The following is a 16,444-nucleotide window of genomic DNA, read 5'->3' on the forward strand; positions in this document are numbered from 1 at the left end:
GGAGGGCGACGGTCACACGGAGGGCGTCCACCGCAAGCCGGCTTCTGGGCGGTGCCCCCTACCGTTTGGCTGTCAGGCCCAAGCCGTCACTCCGGTGCATCCACAAGGTCGCCTGCGGTTCCACGAAGGGAGCCCGGCCGCGGGTGGAGTCGTGTGCGCAGCGCAGACTCACGGTAGTGGAGCCCGTTCCCGTGAAGGCGCCCTGAACGCTGATGGTTGCCGCGTAGACTCCGGAGCCGGCACCCGTGGTGTTGTTCCCGATCATCGTGGTCGCTCCGCCCACGACCGTTTCACCCGCGTACAGCGAGCAACGGGTGTAATCGCTCGGTTCCCAGCTGACCAGGGTCGCGCTGGCCGACAGCACCCAGGAACCCGCGGAGACGGTTTCGGAGATCACGCTCGTGGGCACTCCGCCTGCGGCACTGAGCAGCACGCTGGACGAGGTCTGTCTCACCACGTCCTGAGAGGTTGTCAGATGCGGTTGGGCCACGGCGGACGCGCTCCCCGTACCGGCCGACGCGGCCGATGCCGTGAGGAGACTGCCGGCCACAAGACCGCCGATGCCCAGGATCGTCGTCAGCCGCCAGGGCTTCTTCATGATCCAGTTTTCCCTTCGCTCGGGATCCCGTTGTGCACCGGGACACAGAATGGCGGGCGGGAGCGGTGGCGGGGCAGGCGGAGTCCAGCCGATCGGCGAAGGCCGGATTCCCACCCGCTCGGGTGAACGGTCCGCACCGGAGCGGGGAACATTCCTGTGACCGCGCAAGTCGTCGGACGGCCGGCGAAACCCCCGTCACACCTTCGGTGGCCCTGGTACGCGTCAGGGTCGGGGTGGCCGGCGCGCCGACGGGTCGATCGTATGTCCCCAAACCCTTCAACCCGCCGGGGGCAGCTGCGTTACACCGCAGCAGGAGTGCCTTTCGGCCCTGCGCCCGGCACATCCCGCTCGTGTCGTGTCGCGGTGCCGTTGACTTTGCCCGTAACAGTTCTGCGGGTGGCTGCGGGCGCAGGACCGGGCGAGGACGGGCCCCGCCGTAGCGGCACCGCGGCCCCCTCAGTGGGAAGGCGGCCCACCCGGCTTCCCACGACGCGGCGCTCCCCCGAGCCCCGCCATCCGCGCCGCCACGATCGCCTCGCCACGGCTGCCCGCCCCCATTTTGCTCAGCACCGCCGAGACGTAGTTGCGTACCGTCTTGTCGGAGAGCGTCAGCTCTCTGGCGATGCGCCGGTTGTCGTAGCCGTGGGCGACGAGGCACAGGACATCGTGCTCGCGGGCCGTCAAGGCGACCAGGGCGCATCGGCCCGGCACATCGGCCGCTGCCGCGAGCAGTGTCGGCAGGACGTCACCGACGCCGGGGCTGAGCACCACCCCGCCACCCCGTACGAGCCTGATCGCGTCGAGGATCATGGCCGGCTGGGAGTCCTTGAGCAGGAATCCCCGGGCTCCGGCCGACAGGGCCGCCAGGGCGAGCTCACTCCCCTCGCCGCCGGCCGAACCGGTCGCCACCACCCCGACCTCGGGGAAGTCGTCCACCAGGGACCGGACGGCGGCGAGCCCCGGCCTCCTGGGGCCGTCGAGGTCAAGGAGCACCACGTGGGGGTCCGTGCCGCCGACCCGCTCCAGACAAGTGCCGGTATCCGCGGCCTGCCCCACCAGACGGACCGTGCCGTCCGTGCCGTTCGTCAGCACCGCACCGAGACCGATCCTGATCAGCGGGTTTCCCTCGACGAGAAACACCCGGAGCGGCTCGGTCGGCGTCGGCGTCACTGGGTTATCCCCTTCGTTCGGGCGCTGTCGTGACCTAGCATGATCGCGAGGCACTATCGCGCGGCTAGCGCGGGCAGCGGCAGGGGACCGGCTGGTGGCCGCAGGGGGAGGACCGTTGGAGTTCCGGCTGCTCGGACCGGAGGAAGTACGGTGCGGGGAGCAGGCCGTACCCATATCGGCGGCCAAGCACCGGGCCGTACTGAGCATGCTCCTCCTGCGGTCCGGCCGGGTCGTCTCGACCGAGGACCTCATCGACGGGCTGTGGGGGGCCGACCCTCCCAAGACCGCCAGAACCACCCTGCACAACTACATCCGCCGGCTCCGCGGCGTGCTGAGGGACCGGGGAGCGGACATCCTGCGCACCGAGCCCGGCGGGTACTCACTGGACCTCGCCTCACACCGCCTCGACGTCCACGACTTCGAGGCGCTGGTGGAGCGGGCCGAGGGCGCACGGGCGGCGGGCGACCTGGACGCCGCCTCCGGCCTGCTGCGCCGGGCCCTGCGGCTCTGGCGCGGCAGAGCACTGGAGGGGACCGCCTCCCGCTACCTCGCGGAGGTCGAAGCGCCGCGCCTCGACGAGGCCCGGCGTTCCGCGTTCGAGGAACTGATGGACCTGGACCTCCGACTGGGGCGCCACACCGCCGTGTTGGGCGATCTGCGGCGAGAGCTGGAACGCGAGCCGCTCAGGGAGCGGCTGCGAGCGCAGTACATGCTGGCGCTCTATCGCGCCAACCGACGTGCCGACGCCCTCGATGTCTACCGGGAAGGGCGCCGCGTCCTGATCCAGGAACTCGGTCTGGAGCCCGGGCCGGAGCTGCGGGAGATGGAACAGGCCGTCCTCACGGACAGCCCCGGCCTCAGACCGCCCGCGGTGAACGTCTCGGGCGCCAGGGCGGCCGAGGAACGCGCCGACCCCCCTCCCGCCCCGCGCCAACTCCCCGCCCCGCCCCTGCACTTCACCGGGCGGCACGACCACCTGCGGGTGCTGGACGAGTGGGCCGACGGCCAGGGCGCCGGTACGCCGATGGTCATCACGGCGATCGACGGACGCGGCGGTGTGGGCAAGACCGCGCTGGCGATACGGTGGGGACACGCGGCCAGGGCCAGGTTTCCGGACGGCCAGCTCTACATCGACCTGCGGGGCTACTCGGCGCGCAGGCCCGTTGTCCCCCTTGAGGCCCTCACGGCCTTCCTGCACGCCTTGGGCGTCCCCTGCGACAGCATCCCGGGGCGGCTCGACCGCGCGGTGGGCCTCTACCGCACCCTGGTGGCCGGGAAGCGCATCCTCATCGTGCTCGACAACGCGCGAAGCGTGGACCAGGTGCGTCCCCTGCTGCCCGGGACGCCCGGCTCGAATGTAGTGGTGACCAGCCGGGACACGTTGGCGGGCCTTGTCGTCCGGGACAACGCCCGCCACCTCACCGTCGGCGCCCTCTCCCCCGCCGAGGCCGAGAAGATGCTCGCGCGGCTGATGGGGACGGCGCTCGTAGAAGCCGAGCCGGAGGCGACCGCCGAGCTGGCCCGGCTCTGCGGGCACCTGCCCCTGGCGCTGGGGGTCGCCGCGGTCAACGTGGTCAACGTGGGGGAAACCGGCGGGGACCGCCCCGTGGCCCGGTACGTCGAACGGCTGCGGGACCAGGACCAAAGGCTGTCCGTGCTCAGCGTGCCCGAGGACGAGACCAGCGATCTGCGGGCGGTCTTCGCCCTCTCCTATCTGTCCCTGGCGCCCGACGCACGCAGGCTTTTTCGGCTTCTGAGCCTGGTGCCGGGACCCGCGGCCACCACCGGGGCAGCGTCGGCCCTGCTCGGCCTGCCCCGCGCGGGAACCGCGCAGGTGCTCAAGCGACTGGTCGCCGCGCACCTGGTCGGCCGATGCGATTACGACGCGTTCCACCTCCACGATCTGCTCCGCCTCTACGCCGGGGAGCGCATGGCCGAGGACGAGAGCGCCGAGGAGCGGGCCGCTGCGCTGCGGCGCCTCTACGGCTACTACCTGGCCGGCGTCGACACGGGGGCCCGGCTGCTCTACCCCGAGAAGATCCGTGCGTTCACGCCCCGGTACATGGCGGGCGACGCCGTTGCCGTACCCGACCAGACCGCCGCGCGGGAGTGGTTCCAGCGCGAGCACGCCAACCTCGTCCTCGCCGTACAGCAGGCAGCGGACGTGGGTCTGCCCTCAGCCGCGTGGGAGCTGTGCGACGGCCTGCGCGGCTACTTCTGGCTGGTCCGCACCGCTCCGGACTGGATCGCGGTGTCCCAGGCGGCGCACGAGGCTTCGCAAGTGGCCGGCGAGGTGCTCGGCAGCGCGTCCGCCGGGTTGAGCCTCGGCGACGCCCAACGCGGCCTGGGCCGGTACGAGAACGCGGCCCGGTACTACGGCGCGGCACTGCGGGACGCGGAGTCCGCCGGGTGGCTGGAGGGACAGGCCCAGGCACTCATCGACCTGGGGATGGTCGACGTCCTGACCGGTGGTCTGCGCGACGCCGTGGAGCGCCACAAGGAGGCGCTGAAGGTCCTGCCGGACAGCCCCGGGTGCCTCATGCTCCGGCTGAGCGCGGAAGCCGACATGGGGCTGCTCCACCAGGAACTCGGGGAACTCTCGGTGGCGGAGCGGCACATCCGTACCACCGTCGAGTTGAGCCGACGCCTCGACTCGCGCGGCGCCTGGGGCGTCTCCCAAAGGTGTCTGGGGCAGGTCCTCAGCCTGATGGGGTGCTCGGACGAGGCACTCGACCGGCTCACCGACGCCCTGGCCGTCCACCGGGAGATCGGTGACCGGGGCGGCGAGGCACAGGCGCTGCGGGCGCTGGCCGACTGGCACCTGGACCAGGACGACCTCGCGATGGCCCTGGACCTCGCCACGGCCGCAGCCGCCCTGGCCGAGGACATCGGCGGAACCCGGCTTTCCTCGGCGGCACTCCAGAGTCTGGCCCGCGTCCATACGCGCCGCGGGGAGCCGGCCGAGGCCGAGAGGACCTACGACCGGGCCCAGGCACAGGCCGAACTGGCCGCGGCCCGGCACACGCAGACGACCATTCTGCTCGGCCGGGCCGAGGTCCGCCTCCTGAGCGGCCGTCTCGACGAGGCCGAGACCCACGCCCGGTCCGCCTTGGCCCGGGCGCGGACCGAGGGCTACCGCATCGTCGAGGGGCAGGCCCTGACCGTCCTCGGCCGCACGGTCCTCGCACGCGGCCGCGCCGACGAGGCGGCCGGTCTGGCGGCCCGGGCCGCCGCGTTGCTCGCTCCAACCGGTCACCGGCGCGGCCTGGCCGACGCGCACGACCTGCTGTCCCACGCGGGCCGGCAAGCGTGACCCGCCAGGCGGCCCGGCCGGTCCCGCGGTTCCAACACCCGGACCACCGGCCTGATCAGGCCGAAGGACCTCGGCCCCGGGCAACCGCCCCCGGGACGCCCCGGACCGTTCCCGGGGCCGCCAGGGCCCCCAGGACCAGGTCCGTCACCTCGCGGTTCCCACGGCTCCGACGGCTCCGGGGCTCTGTACGCGGGACACCAGTCCCGCCGCCAGCAGCAGGTCCAGGCACCCGCGGACCGTCCTGCGGGCCGCTTCCTCCTCCAACGGACCCTGCACCGCACGGCGGTACCCCTCCGCCAGCGAGGCCAACGACTCCCCCTCGCACAGGGCGTAGACGGTCCAGGTGTGCGCGTCGAGCCAGTGGAAGCGCGCCTGGTCCGGCTTCAGGACCAGGAGCTGCCGCAGCCCGAGCAGTTCCTCGGCCAGCACGGGCTCGTCACGGGCGAAAATGCCCTCCAGGGGCGGCAGTTCGCTGGACGGCTCGGCGGGGACCGGCCGGGGCATCTGGACCTGTGCGCGCACCCCCGGCTCGCAGTGCTCGACGGCGTCGAGCAGCCAGTGGACGAACCGGCGGCCCTCTGGCGTCACCTGCCCGTGGTCGGCGGAGAGGGCCTGCTCCGCGAGGTAGGTCATACGTTCCCGTACGGTGCCGTGGCTGCCGGCGGCGGCAGCCGGGCTCCCCGGCGTCGGTCGGTCGATGACCTCGTCGGCGGACGGGGGCCCGTACTGGGCGACGAGTTCGGGAGACGCGTCGCGGGCCGCGGACTGGAAGACCATCATGTGCGCGTAGAAGTGCAGCGCCACCAGCACCCTGATGAACGTCCACGAGGTCTGCCGCCACGGGATGGGCACCTTGGCCTCGCCGTCCTCCACCAGCGAGCAGGAGCGCAGCACGTCGAACAGCTTCAGGTGCGCGGCCTCGTGCAGGAGCGTCTCAGCCGTCGTCCAGGGGTCGCGGAGGCGGCCGGGAGACATCAGCATCGCGGACGGCAGCGGGTCGCCGCCCGACAGCGACTGCAAGGGGCCGTCCGGCGACTCCCCGTCGCTGAAGCCGACCAGTGATACGTGCCGCAGCACGCTGGGACCGATCTGCGGCAGGAGCGCCGTGAGCAGACCGGCGCCTTGCCGCAGCGCCTCGACCATCTCCGGCGTCGCGTCGAACGGCTCATTGTTCTCCTCAGGCTCGAAGCTGTTGCGGCACAGCTCCAGAAGCCGGTCGGCGATGGCCTGCCGTGGGGCGGGAGGCCGCAGCCCGGTCCATACCCAGCTCGGTCCGATCTGCGGCCAGGGGCGGGCCCGGGTCGCCATGAGGCTTTCGCACAGGCCGGAGCCGTCGGCGGGCAGCGGCCACGCCCCGTGCGTGAGGCGCCCGCCCAGGGAACTGGCGGCGAAGACCCCGTTCTCCATGCAGGCCGTGTCGTCCTCGAAGGCGTTGCGCAGCACGGGGTCGGCCAGGGCGGGCAGCAGCCGCTCGTCGGGCTGGCGCGCGAGCGCGCTGAGGACTTCGGCGTGCCGGGTGTCGCGGGCGGCCAGGAGCGACAGCCCCAGGCGGTACCGGGCGAGATTCCTCGCTTCGATGGCGGTGGAGTCTCCGAAGAGGGTGTCCCGCGCGAGTATGTCCTCCGCCACGTGAGGGGAGACCATGGCCACGATGGTGCCTTCCTGTTCCGTTCCGATGGTGCGGTTACGCCGTGGTCCGGCGCGCGGTACGGCGGCGAGGCGCGCGGTGTGCGCTCCCCCGAGGGCGCGGTGCCTCACCGCCGTACCGCGCTCAGTGCGCTGTGCGCTGTGCGACAGGGTCAGACCGCGGTGGTGAGCGCCGTCGGCACGAGCTGCTCGGCACCCGCGTACGTGGGCATCGCCCCGTACGCCGGGACCCAGGCGCGCTCGGCCGCCGAGTCGGTCATCACCCGCGGCGTCTCGTCCTCGCCGAGGGCCGGGATGGAAAACAGGGGCAGTCGGATGGCCTGCGCTGACATGGTGGACTCCTCTTCTCCGCGGCGTTCGTCCTCCGCGGCGTTTCCTGCGTCGGGTGCCCAGTCGTTCTGGACTCGCAGCATCGTCGGACGCGGTGTGTCCCGGTCACCAGGGGTGGCTGTCCTGATGCCGTCCCGGGACAACGGGTGGGACGAGGGCGCGGCGGCACACGTCTGAGGGCCTCCGCCGGGTGGCGAAGGCCCTCGATGTGCGATCACACCGTGCCGGGCCCAACGGGGCGGGTGTGGTCGTCGACGACCATCTGCACGATTCGTTCATCCAGGCCGGGCTGGTGAGGTCGGCCGCGCAGAACGTAGGCGAGGTGGTGGCGTGCTTCGGCGAGCAGGTGGTAGCGCTTGAACGCACCACGCTTCACATACACCACGGCGACGGTGTCGACTGCGGCCAGGCCGACATCGACCACCGACCTCACCCGCGCCCACACCACCGCAGCCGCCGCCCTCACCCGCACCGCGAGCCGGGAGACGACGTCGATGCCGTACGCCCTGGACCGTCCACTCCCGCCAGCCGTCGCGCAGCGCGGTCAGCGATCTGGCTGCCGTGGGCTTCGGCGGGCGCGTCCGGTCGGCGGCCTGTCCGTCCAGCGCGTACGCGGCCCGCTCCCCCGGCCTGTGCCCGTGCTCCGCCTCGCAGTCGGCCACCAGAACGGGCGACGCGTCCTCGATCTGCTGAGGCCGGTGGACTGCCAGCCGATGAGCCGCTGATCAATGCCCGCGACCTCCATGACAGGTCGTCGGCCGGGAGAAGAACACGCTTGCGTCCGACGACGCACTCCACGGACAACCCGCCGTGCTTGCGTTCGCATCTGTCGTACTGCAAGTGCAGCCGACGGAGGTCTTGCAGCGCAGCAACGGGGAACGGGTGCTGCACCCACTCCGCCCTGTAGCCGTCCTCTCCGTGGAGCCGGACCACTGATTGAGCAGCTTCCAAGACGACGTGCCCGAGGAGGCCAAGGGGCTGAGTGGAGGACCATGAGAGTGTGCCTGCCTGGTCCGGTGCGTCGAAGCTCGTGGATCCGGAAACCGGTAGATCGCGACGTGTGCCGACGTCGTAGCGGGGCGCCCGGTGTTTGTTCTTGGCGCCAGGTGGCCGCCCGGGGCCTGCGCCTCGTGGTTTGGGAGCACGGGTCGGGCAGGCGAGGTTAGCCCGGATGTTCCTGAGCCCTCGGCGGACCCGGGCGGGGGTGAGCCGGCCGGAGGCAGTTGGCTTCTCCCAGGGCCGACGGAGCTCTTCGGCGAGAGGCCGGGCGAGCCGGAGCTGAGGTGAGTGACGATCAGGAGCCAGGTCCAGCGATCCGCGGCCTCGGGAGTACGGAGTTATGGGGTGGTCCAGCCGAGGGTCTGTTTCGCGAAGCGGAAGGTGTGCTCCAGGGCGAAGCGACGGAGGAATGCCTGCCAGGAACGGTCCACGTCGTCGTGAGTGACGCTGGCCTTGGAGGACCATAACCACACCGGCGGGGCCGCGGTCCTTCGACAGATGCTCGACCTTCAACCGAATCAACGTGCCCTCAACCAGGGGAAGTTCACCGTCGTGGTCGGGCCACGAGGAGCCGTGGGTGAGCCTGGGGTGATCCCTGTCCCATGCCTGTGTCTCGGCCTTGCCGTAGTTGGCAGTTACGGTGACCGTGGTGATCGCGGGCTCGGGCCAGGTCTCCGGCTTGGCGAAGCGGAATTCCGGGCCGTGCTTGGGCGGCCAACCGCCCTTCGGGTCGTAGACACGAGGCGGCTTGGGCAGTCGCATGACGCGGTTGGAGCGGACCCTGCCGACCAGCTCGACCGGCAGATCGCGCAGGACCCAGGCCAGGCGGCTCACGTCGTAGTCGGCATCGCTGACGATCACGATGTCCGGGTCCCCGGCCCGCCACTGACCCGCGGAGATGAGCCGTTCAACGACTCCCTGCAACTGGGCGCCGGTGACTGCGGTGGCGTCGTCCGCCGGTCCGAGCCGACCGCGTCCAGGATCGCGATCCGAGAGGTGGCTCCCGGCTCCAGGACGGCGACGAAGGAGTAGGGCCAGCCCGGGATGAACTGCGACGCCGTCTTCGCCCGGCCATAGACATGGCAGAACAACCGGTCCGCCGAGCACGGTGCGTCCGAACGAAGCCACGGCGACACATCGACCGCGAGGGCCAGTCGGCCGCCGTCGAACCGTACAGCGACGTCCGGCCAGCGCTGTCCGCAACCGACCAGCATCGATCCGGCCGTGGGTCAGACCGCCGTACATCGCTCCGTGCCCACGTCGATGTTCGAAAAATCCGGCGCCTGACCCGCAGGATACCCGGCGGGGGTATGATGCAGGCCAGGCGACGTGGGGTCAGAGCAGGGTGTGCGGGTACTGCTCGGCGCGGTGCTGGAAGGCCAGAACCGCAGGGTTCTGGACGGTGCCGTTGCGGATCTCGATGGCTCGGCGAATGGTGCGGTCACCATCCCAGCCGGCCGGTCCTTCGAGGACCGGCCGCAGGAAGGGGATCAGTGCCTCACTGTTCTCCCAGGTGGCCGCATCCCACAGGTAGGAGGGGCTGTGGTCCACGGCGTAGTAGTGGACGTGGTCGCCGACAGTGAACATCGGGCTGTTGAAGGTTGTCGGCCGAGCCCAGGCGAAGCCCATGCCCTCGTCGCAGGAGACGTCGATGACGAGGGTGCCGGGCGCGAGCTTCGCCAGGTCCTCCTCTATAAGGAACATCAGCGGCGCCGCGGTGTCCTGGAGGACACAGTTGACGATGATGTCGTGCCCGGCGAGGAAGTCGGCCAGCGGCTCCGGGCCGTTCTCGGTGAGCGCGACGCTGCGCCGCGGGTCGAGGGTGTCGTCGGCCACGTCGTGGTCGAAGTGCACGATCCGTGCCGAGTGGATCGGTGAGCTGACGGCGGCGATGCCCCGGGCCGTCAGCACGTCCACGTCGTGAACGCCCAGCGCGCTGAGCGCGGTTACCGCGCCGCGGGCGGTGGCTCCGAAGCCAATCACCACGGCACGCCGTCGGCGTCCGTAGTCACCGGTCGATCCGGTCAGCTGCATGGCATGCAACACCGACGAGTAGCCGGCCAGTTCATTGTTCTTGTGGAAGACGTGGAGGCTGAATGTGTCCTCCCCGGTCCAGTGGTTCATCGCCTCGAAGGCGATCACCGTGAGCCTGCGGTCGATAGCCGCCTGCGTGACCTTCTCGTCCTGCACGCAGTGCGGCCACCCCCACAGCACCTGTCCGTCCCGCAGCTCCGCCACGTCCTCGTGCAACGGTTTGGCCAGCAGGATGACGTCACACTCCGCGATCAGTTCCTCGCGTGAGCGGAAACCTCCGACCCAGGGCGCGAGCTGACGATCCGAAACACCGAAGTGCTCTCCGTAACCGGTCTGCAGATAGATGCTGGACTGGAGGTCGGCGTCGATGCGTTCGAAGTGCGCTGGATGGATCGGCAGACGGTGCTCGTTCTCTTTACGGGTCTGCGACATGATTCCGAGCTTGAGCTGCTGCAAAGTGCCCCTTTGATTAGTACCTGTCTAGCACACCCGGACGCGGAGTCCTGACCGTGAGCGCTCTCCACAACGGGCGCCTTCAACTGATAGCAGCGGGAACGCGCCGCTCCGGGCTGCCGTCTGCGCTCCCCTCGCGGCTCCGGCGGTCGGCTCCGTCACGGAACGGTCGCCGTCATTGAGGGCTTCGGCCGGGCGGGGCGAAGGCGGCCACTCGCAGAACACCGCGGCTCCATGCCAGTCAAGCTCGTGGATGCCGTCGCTGGTCCAGCGGCAGGGAACACCTGGGCCACCGAGGGAGAAGTGCCCCTGCGGGTGCGAGGGCGCGGGAAGCTGGCGAAAGGCGCCCGGGGACGTTCGAGAGGCATCAGGAGGGCATACGCCCGTCGCTGATCGCGTTCCCTTCACACGGCCTTGCGCACCAAGAACGCCGCGGCGATCGCATCGGAGCAGACCGATAAGGCACCAGGGGACGATCGCGGGGGCCATAGTCGGCAGCCACTCGCACGCGTGCGCTTGCCCGTTTCTCACCGACGCGCCCCTGACGACCCCCGAACTCGCCGTGGACGCCCGCTACACAGGTCGATCACGCTGCCCAGCCGCAGACGGGCGAGCGCGCCCACGCCGCCCGTGCTACTGCTTCGGCAGGTCTGCGCGGTACAGCACGCGCCAGCGGGTGGTCTTGCCGTCGTCCGTGCGGTAGCCGCCGAGGTCCCGCGACCTGGCCGTGCCCGATACCGCCAGCACCCCTCAAGGCAGTGAACCGCTCCCGGCTCAACTCGGGGCGGCACCGCCGGGCAAGCCCGGAACATTCCGGGCCCGCCCCACTGAGCCTGGGTATCGAGGAGCCGTTCGCCAGGCTGCTGCGCCGTTACGGTCGGCACACCGCGCGCACGCGCCGAACCTCGTGCAGTCCTTCGAGCCCAGCAGTCTCGAGCGGCTCGACGAGCTGGATGTGCAGCCTAAGATTCTCCTGCTCGACGAGCCACCTCAGCTTCCGGCACTGCGAAAAATGGCAGACCCCGCGTGCGCAGCCGGGGCACCAAGGTGAAGCGGCGGGTGTTGTAGGCGGAGGCGACCGCGCCGCCGCGCGCGCGGCACGGCGACCCGGGCCGCGCGTCACACTTCGGACAGGCGTGCTGTCCGACGTCTTCGGCGTCCGAATGGTCAAGTAGGGAGGGCTGCTGAGGGCCCGTCATGGGCCCGGATATTCGCTCAATCCAATTCTCAGAAGGGGCCCATCCTGCTTTTTAGTGAGAACGGGTTCTGAACGAATCCGGGTTCGGCGGGGGTCTGGCCCTGCCAGGTGCGGGCGAGTGTACGGCGCGCGGATCGCGCGGATCGCGGGTGCGCTCGGTCAGCTCGGCCGCCAGCTTCGAGACGTCGCCATCGCCTCGAACGCCCCGTTCTCGGAGTGGAACCAGACGTTCACCGACCCCCGGCTCTGCTCGGCGATCGTTGACCGGGTCACCTTCAACGCGCACATTGTCGAGACCGGCACCGACTCATTCCGCTTCCAGAAGACCCAGGAGAAGCACCGCAAGAAGCCCTGACCTGTTGCGGCAGGGTGACGCGGAGCAACTCAGGCAACAGGATCGAGAGCTACCCCGTGTCATCGGGTGAGATGTACCGCTGTCGGAGGCAGGAACGGAGACTGAGCATCGTCAGGCTGGGGTCCCAGGCGTCCAGTCCCTGAGAGGCCAGCAAGCCCAGTCGCGGAAGTGACTGCTTGACCTGCGCTACCCGACCGCTATCGCTGAGGGCTCGCCGCCTAGGGTTCGGCCATGACGTCGAAGACCTACCTCTCCGAACTGTTCTCGCTGGACGGACGGGTCGCCGAGGTGACCGGTGGCAGTTCCGGCATGGGCCGCGCTGTCGCCGGGGCCCTGACTGTTGCGGGACATGAGGTAGTTGACGTCTGAGCAGGTCTTCACTTCGTCGTAGCGATGAGTCCGGAAGATCGCGGTGCTCTCAGGCGTTGTCTCCGGGTATGAAGATCAGCGAAGCTTCCAGAGTCAGCGGTGTGAGTGCCCGGTCGTTACGGCACTACGAGGACGAGGGCTTGATCGTCCCTGGCCGATTCAGCAACGGCTTCCGCGACTACTGCCAATCCACGATCGACCGAGTGCTCGTCATCCGCTCGCTGCTGGAGTCCGGGCTGCCCGTGCGGTTGATCAGGGAGTTCTTGCCCAGCCTCACTGACGAGTCTGATATCGGCACGGATGTGGTGTGCGCGGAGTTCCTGCACGAGGTGCAGAGCCACCGAGATCGGCTCGCTGCACGTATAGCGATTCTCAGCGATCAGCAGGCGGCACTCGACGCCTACCTTCGCGAAGCCCGCCGTGCTGATCCCTGACACCACTTGACCTTGACACAAGTGTCAGGCTCCTACGTTCAGTGCATGGAGATCAACGAGCAGCAGAACAGCGCCGAGCAGACGATGCGAGCGCTGGTCCAGCGGTCGCACCGGGGCCCGAAGGGTTTGGACATCGCGACCGATCAGCGCCGCCCCACCCCGGGACCCGGCGAGTATCTGATCCGCGTGGGCGCCGCCGGTGTCAACTTCGCTGACGTCATGCAGACCCATGGAACGTACGGAGGTGTGCCGCAGGCACCCTATGTGGCGGGCTTCGAGGCCGCCGGCGAGATCGTGGGTGTCGGCCCCGACGTCGAGAGCCCGCTGCCACTCGGCGCCCACGTCGTCGGAGCCGGTCCGGGTGCCTTCGCGCAGTACATGACGATGCCAGCCGCAGGGGTGCTTCCCCTGCCTTCCGGCTGGAGCGACGCCCAAGCCCTCGGTCTCGTGCTGAACTGGACCACCGCGCTGGCGGCACTGAAGCCGTTGGGTGAGATCAAGACGGGGGAGGTAGTGCTCGTGCATGCCGCGGCCGGCGGAGTGGGGCAAGCCGCTGTCCGCCTCGCCCGCCACTACGGTGCACGCGTCATCACAACGGCGTCACCAGCCAAACACGACACCGTCAAAGCCCTCGGCGCCGACGAGGTCCTGGACAGCCGGCACCCCGATCTGGCCGCGGAGATCACCCGCCTCACCGGCGGAGTCGATCTGGTCCTGGAATCGGTGGGACAGGCCACGTTCGAGGCCAGCCTGTCGGTCACCAAACCCTTCACCGGACGCATCGTCGTGTTCGGCGCCGCTTCCGGCGACGCCACATTGACCACACACGACCTCGTCTTCACCCACCAGGTCCAGGTCAAGGGTCTGCACATCGGTGCGCTGGCCGTCGCGGCCCCGTCCATCTACCAGTCGTTGCTCGTCGAAATCGAGACGCTCATCGCCCACGGGGTGTACCCGCCCGGCACTCCCCAGATCCATTCCCTGGCCGAGGGGCGAGCGGTGCTGAAGCAACTCGAAGCGGGCCAGACCGAGGGCAAGCTCGCCCTCGATCCCTGGCGTTAGGAACGCCCGTGCTTCACCGCAATGCTCCACTGTCCCCCGAGGGGCGGCGGCGTCGTGGCCGGTGCCGGCGGAGGCGCGGGCTGAAGCAGTAGGGCGGGCCGGCAGGGACCTGGGACGGGGGCCGGTGGGCGGTTGCCTCCAGGAGCGTACGGAGCCGTTGGGCGAAGGCGGAGCCGGACATCGGGAAATCCATTTCCGGTTCGCGCAGGTACGGACCCTTCAAGCACGATGTCAGCAGGGGCAGATGAGGTGTGACCGGCGCGGTATACCGGTGGCGGAGTATGGGCGAGTTGGTGGGCCCCGACGCCCTGGGGACCGCCGAGTGATGCGCTGCCCCTACCTTCCGTCCACACGCTGTCCACCGCCTCATTCAGCCCTGGAGGGTGGCGAGCCAGTCGGTCAGCAGGCGGTTGACCTCGTCGGGGCGCTCCTGCTGGGTCCAGTGGCCGCAGCCTTCCAGCAGGTGGGAGGCGGTCAGGCCGGGGAGGGTGGTGGGGTAGGCGTCGATGGCGTCGGACATCCAGGTAGTCGAGGCGTCCCGGGTGCCGCCGATGAACAGGGACGGCTGCTTGATCGGGGCTCCGCGGTGGGGGGCGAGGTCCTCCCAGTCGCGGTCCATGTTAAACAACCGGTGTGGTTGCAGACGAGCTGCTGTGGACGCGTCCTGTGGGCCTATAACGTGCGTCATCTCGATTTGCTGGAGGACTACGTGGGAGCCAAGCTTCGTGAGCGCGGAGAGCTGGTGCCTTGGGCCCCGACAAGTCTGGTTGAGCGGCTTCCCACCTGGGTGAAAGTCGCGAAGAACCGGACCGAGGTTTTGCGGACGATCAGGCGCTTGCATTCCACACTGCATGCTGGCGGGTGAGCGAACGCGCGGTGATCACAGCTCAGGCGCCGGCCGACGTGCGACCATCCAGCCAGTATGCAGAGGCCAGTCTCACCCGTTCGATGACGAATCAGCGCGCGTGAAGCGGTCTGGACACCCTCCGTGACCGCTCCCCAAGATCTGCGCCAGAACCCAGTTGTGACGGCATCGGCGGCAACAATATGGGCACCAGCGGAGGCGGAAGCAGCAGCGGCAGCGGCAGCGGCGGCTCCTCCGGCGGCACGGGGAAGACCCACAAGGGTAAGGGCGGTCTCCACTGCAAGGGCACGGGTCTGCTCACCCAGTGCGCCATGGGCGAGGATCCGATCCGCGATCACGCTCCCGGAAACGCCGGCAACTTCTTGGGGAACCTCCTCACAGACTCCGACTTCTGGTCAGGTCTTGCCCAAGTGACGCTTGGCTCGCTAGGGGGCGGCAGCGGACTCGCTATCGCAGGATCCGGGGTCATTGAATGCGGAACCGTCGTACTGTGCATCGCAGGCGGCCCCCAAACCGTCGGCGGAGGCAGCCTCGCAGCGGGAGGCTACCTGTGGGCCCAGCAGGGCGCGGACAAGCTGGAGAAGGCATTCAATGAGGCTGAGAGCAAGGGACGGATAGCGCAGCAGAATGGCGACGCATACGAGAACTTCCTCATGGAGAAATTTGGCGGAAAGCCTGGACCGAAAGGCAAGCCGGGATTCCAGAAAGACGGTCGCGATTTCGACTGAGCCTACATAGACAAGGAATCTGGGAACGAGGTCTGGTATGAGGCGAAGGGCGGAGCATACTGGGACAGGGTGGATTCCGATCAGAGGGCCATGGATAAGTTCAAATCGAACCTCGGGGACGCTCGCAGAATAGCGACCGAGAACGGAAAGGAGTACCGTCTAATATCGGAAAACGAAATCCCGGACAACATCACGAAATTCCTGAGCAAGAAGGGTATCGACTGGGAGGTCATACCCCGATAAACCCTGCCGGGACGGGACGACAGAACGGTGACACATGAGTCGCAACGTAGATTTTTCGTTCGAATTTGCACGAGGTCTAACGGTGGAAGATTTCGTTCGATCGTGCGAGGAAGCTGGGTGGACAGCCAACGATGACGGCCAGATCACCTATTTGGTCGACTCCGACATGTTCGACTGGGATAGAGCGCCACTGGAAGATCTTCAGCGAGTCTGCCAACGACTGGAAGACTTCCGCACCACGTCGGGCACGTGCGGCATCTTCCTGACATGGCAGGATTCTGGAAAGGGAGGAGCATTTCTCTTGCGTGACACCCAGCTGAGCTTCAGCCCTACGGTAAACGCCGTGATGCGATCCGACGTACCGCGATACGTCAACTGCGAATGGTATCTGCAGAGACTGCTTCCACCCCTCGAGAAAATCGACCTGTCGGGGTTCGAGTTCTCGGATTCACCGTAATAACTTCTAAAGGCGGAAAGTTAGCCGGGCAGCAAACACCACATCATCACCGACGGCCAGGGCATCCCGCTCGCGGTATCGCTGACCGGCGGCAACCGCAGCCTGTTCAGCAGCAGCTGGTGCAGCTGGTCCCAGACGCCGGCTTCGTTCCAGGCCGCAAGGCGCCGCCAGCAGGTCATACCCGAGCCG

At 69.0% G+C, this 16,444-nt stretch carries 12 protein-coding genes and 5 pseudogenes; 6 read left to right on the forward strand and 11 right to left on the reverse strand.

The features are described from left to right. Window positions 1–58: 58 nt before the first annotated feature. On the reverse strand, window positions 59–598 hold the full coding sequence (locus ACZ5ID_RS35680) for a hypothetical protein (RefSeq protein WP_468906583.1): 540 nt from the start codon (window positions 596–598) through the stop codon (window positions 59–61). Window positions 599–1,054: 456 nt separating this feature from the next. Then, complete coding sequence (locus ACZ5ID_RS35685) at window positions 1,055–1,768, reverse strand: LuxR C-terminal-related transcriptional regulator (RefSeq protein ID WP_468906586.1); 714 nt, start codon at window positions 1,766–1,768, stop codon at window positions 1,055–1,057. A gap of 94 nt (window positions 1,769–1,862) precedes the next feature. Here ACZ5ID_RS35685 and ACZ5ID_RS35690 point away from each other — a divergent pair, with 94 nt between their 5' ends. Then, the gene (locus ACZ5ID_RS35690; protein WP_468906589.1) at window positions 1,863–5,081 is read left to right on the forward strand and encodes an AfsR/SARP family transcriptional regulator; all 3,219 of its coding nucleotides are present in this window, start codon (window positions 1,863–1,865) and stop codon (window positions 5,079–5,081) included. Between the two features lie 144 nt (window positions 5,082–5,225). Here the strand turns inward: ACZ5ID_RS35690 and ACZ5ID_RS35695 are convergent, their stop codons facing one another. From ACZ5ID_RS35695 to ACZ5ID_RS35725, 7 genes and pseudogenes are all read right to left on the reverse strand, one after another. Further along, window positions 5,226–6,725 (reverse strand): aKG-HExxH-type peptide beta-hydroxylase, encoded by a 1,500-nt coding sequence (locus tag ACZ5ID_RS35695; RefSeq protein ID WP_468906591.1) that lies wholly within the window; start codon window positions 6,723–6,725, stop codon window positions 5,226–5,228. 155 nt (window positions 6,726–6,880) lie between these two features. After that, window positions 6,881–7,060, reverse strand: coding sequence for a hypothetical protein (locus ACZ5ID_RS35700; protein WP_468906594.1), 180 nt, complete (start codon window positions 7,058–7,060; stop codon window positions 6,881–6,883). Between the two features lie 212 nt (window positions 7,061–7,272). Next, window positions 7,273–7,482, reverse strand: coding sequence for a hypothetical protein (locus ACZ5ID_RS35705; RefSeq protein WP_468906597.1), 210 nt, complete (start codon window positions 7,480–7,482; stop codon window positions 7,273–7,275). Between the two features lie 638 nt (window positions 7,483–8,120). Next, window positions 8,121–9,326 (reverse strand): annotated as a pseudogene (locus ACZ5ID_RS35710) (NF041680 family putative transposase); the annotation flags it as partial. A gap of 66 nt (window positions 9,327–9,392) precedes the next feature. Next, window positions 9,393–10,547 carry a N(5)-(carboxyethyl)ornithine synthase gene (locus ACZ5ID_RS35715; protein ID WP_468906599.1) on the reverse strand — a complete coding sequence of 385 codons (1,155 nt, stop codon included), beginning with the start codon at window positions 10,545–10,547 and terminating at the stop codon, window positions 9,393–9,395. 630 nt (window positions 10,548–11,177) lie between these two features. Next, a complete protein-coding gene (locus ACZ5ID_RS35720) occupies window positions 11,178–11,291 on the reverse strand; it encodes a tyrosine-protein phosphatase (RefSeq protein WP_468906602.1) in 114 nt (37 codons plus the stop codon). Between the two features lie 215 nt (window positions 11,292–11,506). After that, the gene (locus ACZ5ID_RS35725; RefSeq protein ID WP_468906605.1) at window positions 11,507–11,743 is read right to left on the reverse strand and encodes a zinc finger domain-containing protein; all 237 of its coding nucleotides are present in this window, start codon (window positions 11,741–11,743) and stop codon (window positions 11,507–11,509) included. A 183-nt stretch (window positions 11,744–11,926) separates the two neighbouring features. Here ACZ5ID_RS35725 and ACZ5ID_RS35730 point away from each other — a divergent pair. The 4 genes and pseudogenes from ACZ5ID_RS35730 to ACZ5ID_RS35745 all read left to right on the forward strand — a co-directional run. Continuing rightward, window positions 11,927–12,097: pseudogene (locus tag ACZ5ID_RS35730) on the forward strand (ATP-binding protein); the annotation flags it as partial. Window positions 12,098–12,328: 231 nt separating this feature from the next. Further along, window positions 12,329–12,463, forward strand: a pseudogene (locus ACZ5ID_RS35735) (dehydrogenase); the annotation flags it as partial. Window positions 12,464–12,534: 71 nt separating this feature from the next. Beyond that, window positions 12,535–12,900, forward strand: coding sequence for a MerR family transcriptional regulator (locus tag ACZ5ID_RS35740; protein ID WP_468906608.1), 366 nt, complete (start codon window positions 12,535–12,537; stop codon window positions 12,898–12,900). A gap of 45 nt (window positions 12,901–12,945) precedes the next feature. Continuing rightward, on the forward strand, window positions 12,946–13,962 hold the full coding sequence (locus tag ACZ5ID_RS35745; RefSeq protein WP_468906611.1) for an NADPH:quinone oxidoreductase family protein: 1,017 nt from the start codon (window positions 12,946–12,948) through the stop codon (window positions 13,960–13,962). A 370-nt stretch (window positions 13,963–14,332) separates the two neighbouring features. Here ACZ5ID_RS35745 and ACZ5ID_RS35750 read toward each other — a convergent pair. Continuing rightward, a pseudogene (locus tag ACZ5ID_RS35750) lies at window positions 14,333–14,596 on the reverse strand (alpha/beta fold hydrolase); the annotation flags it as partial. Window positions 14,597–15,138: 542 nt separating this feature from the next. On the opposite strand from ACZ5ID_RS35750, the gene ACZ5ID_RS35755 reads away from it, so the two are divergent. Then, window positions 15,139–15,555, forward strand: a complete 417-nt coding sequence (locus ACZ5ID_RS35755) for a hypothetical protein (protein ID WP_468906614.1) — start codon at window positions 15,139–15,141, stop codon at window positions 15,553–15,555. A gap of 795 nt (window positions 15,556–16,350) precedes the next feature. On the opposite strand, the pseudogene ACZ5ID_RS35760 reads toward ACZ5ID_RS35755, so the two are convergent. After that, window positions 16,351–16,444 (reverse strand): annotated as a pseudogene (locus tag ACZ5ID_RS35760) (IS5/IS1182 family transposase); the annotation flags it as partial.

It is taken from the genome of Streptomyces sp. NPDC031670 (genome assembly GCF_055580545.1).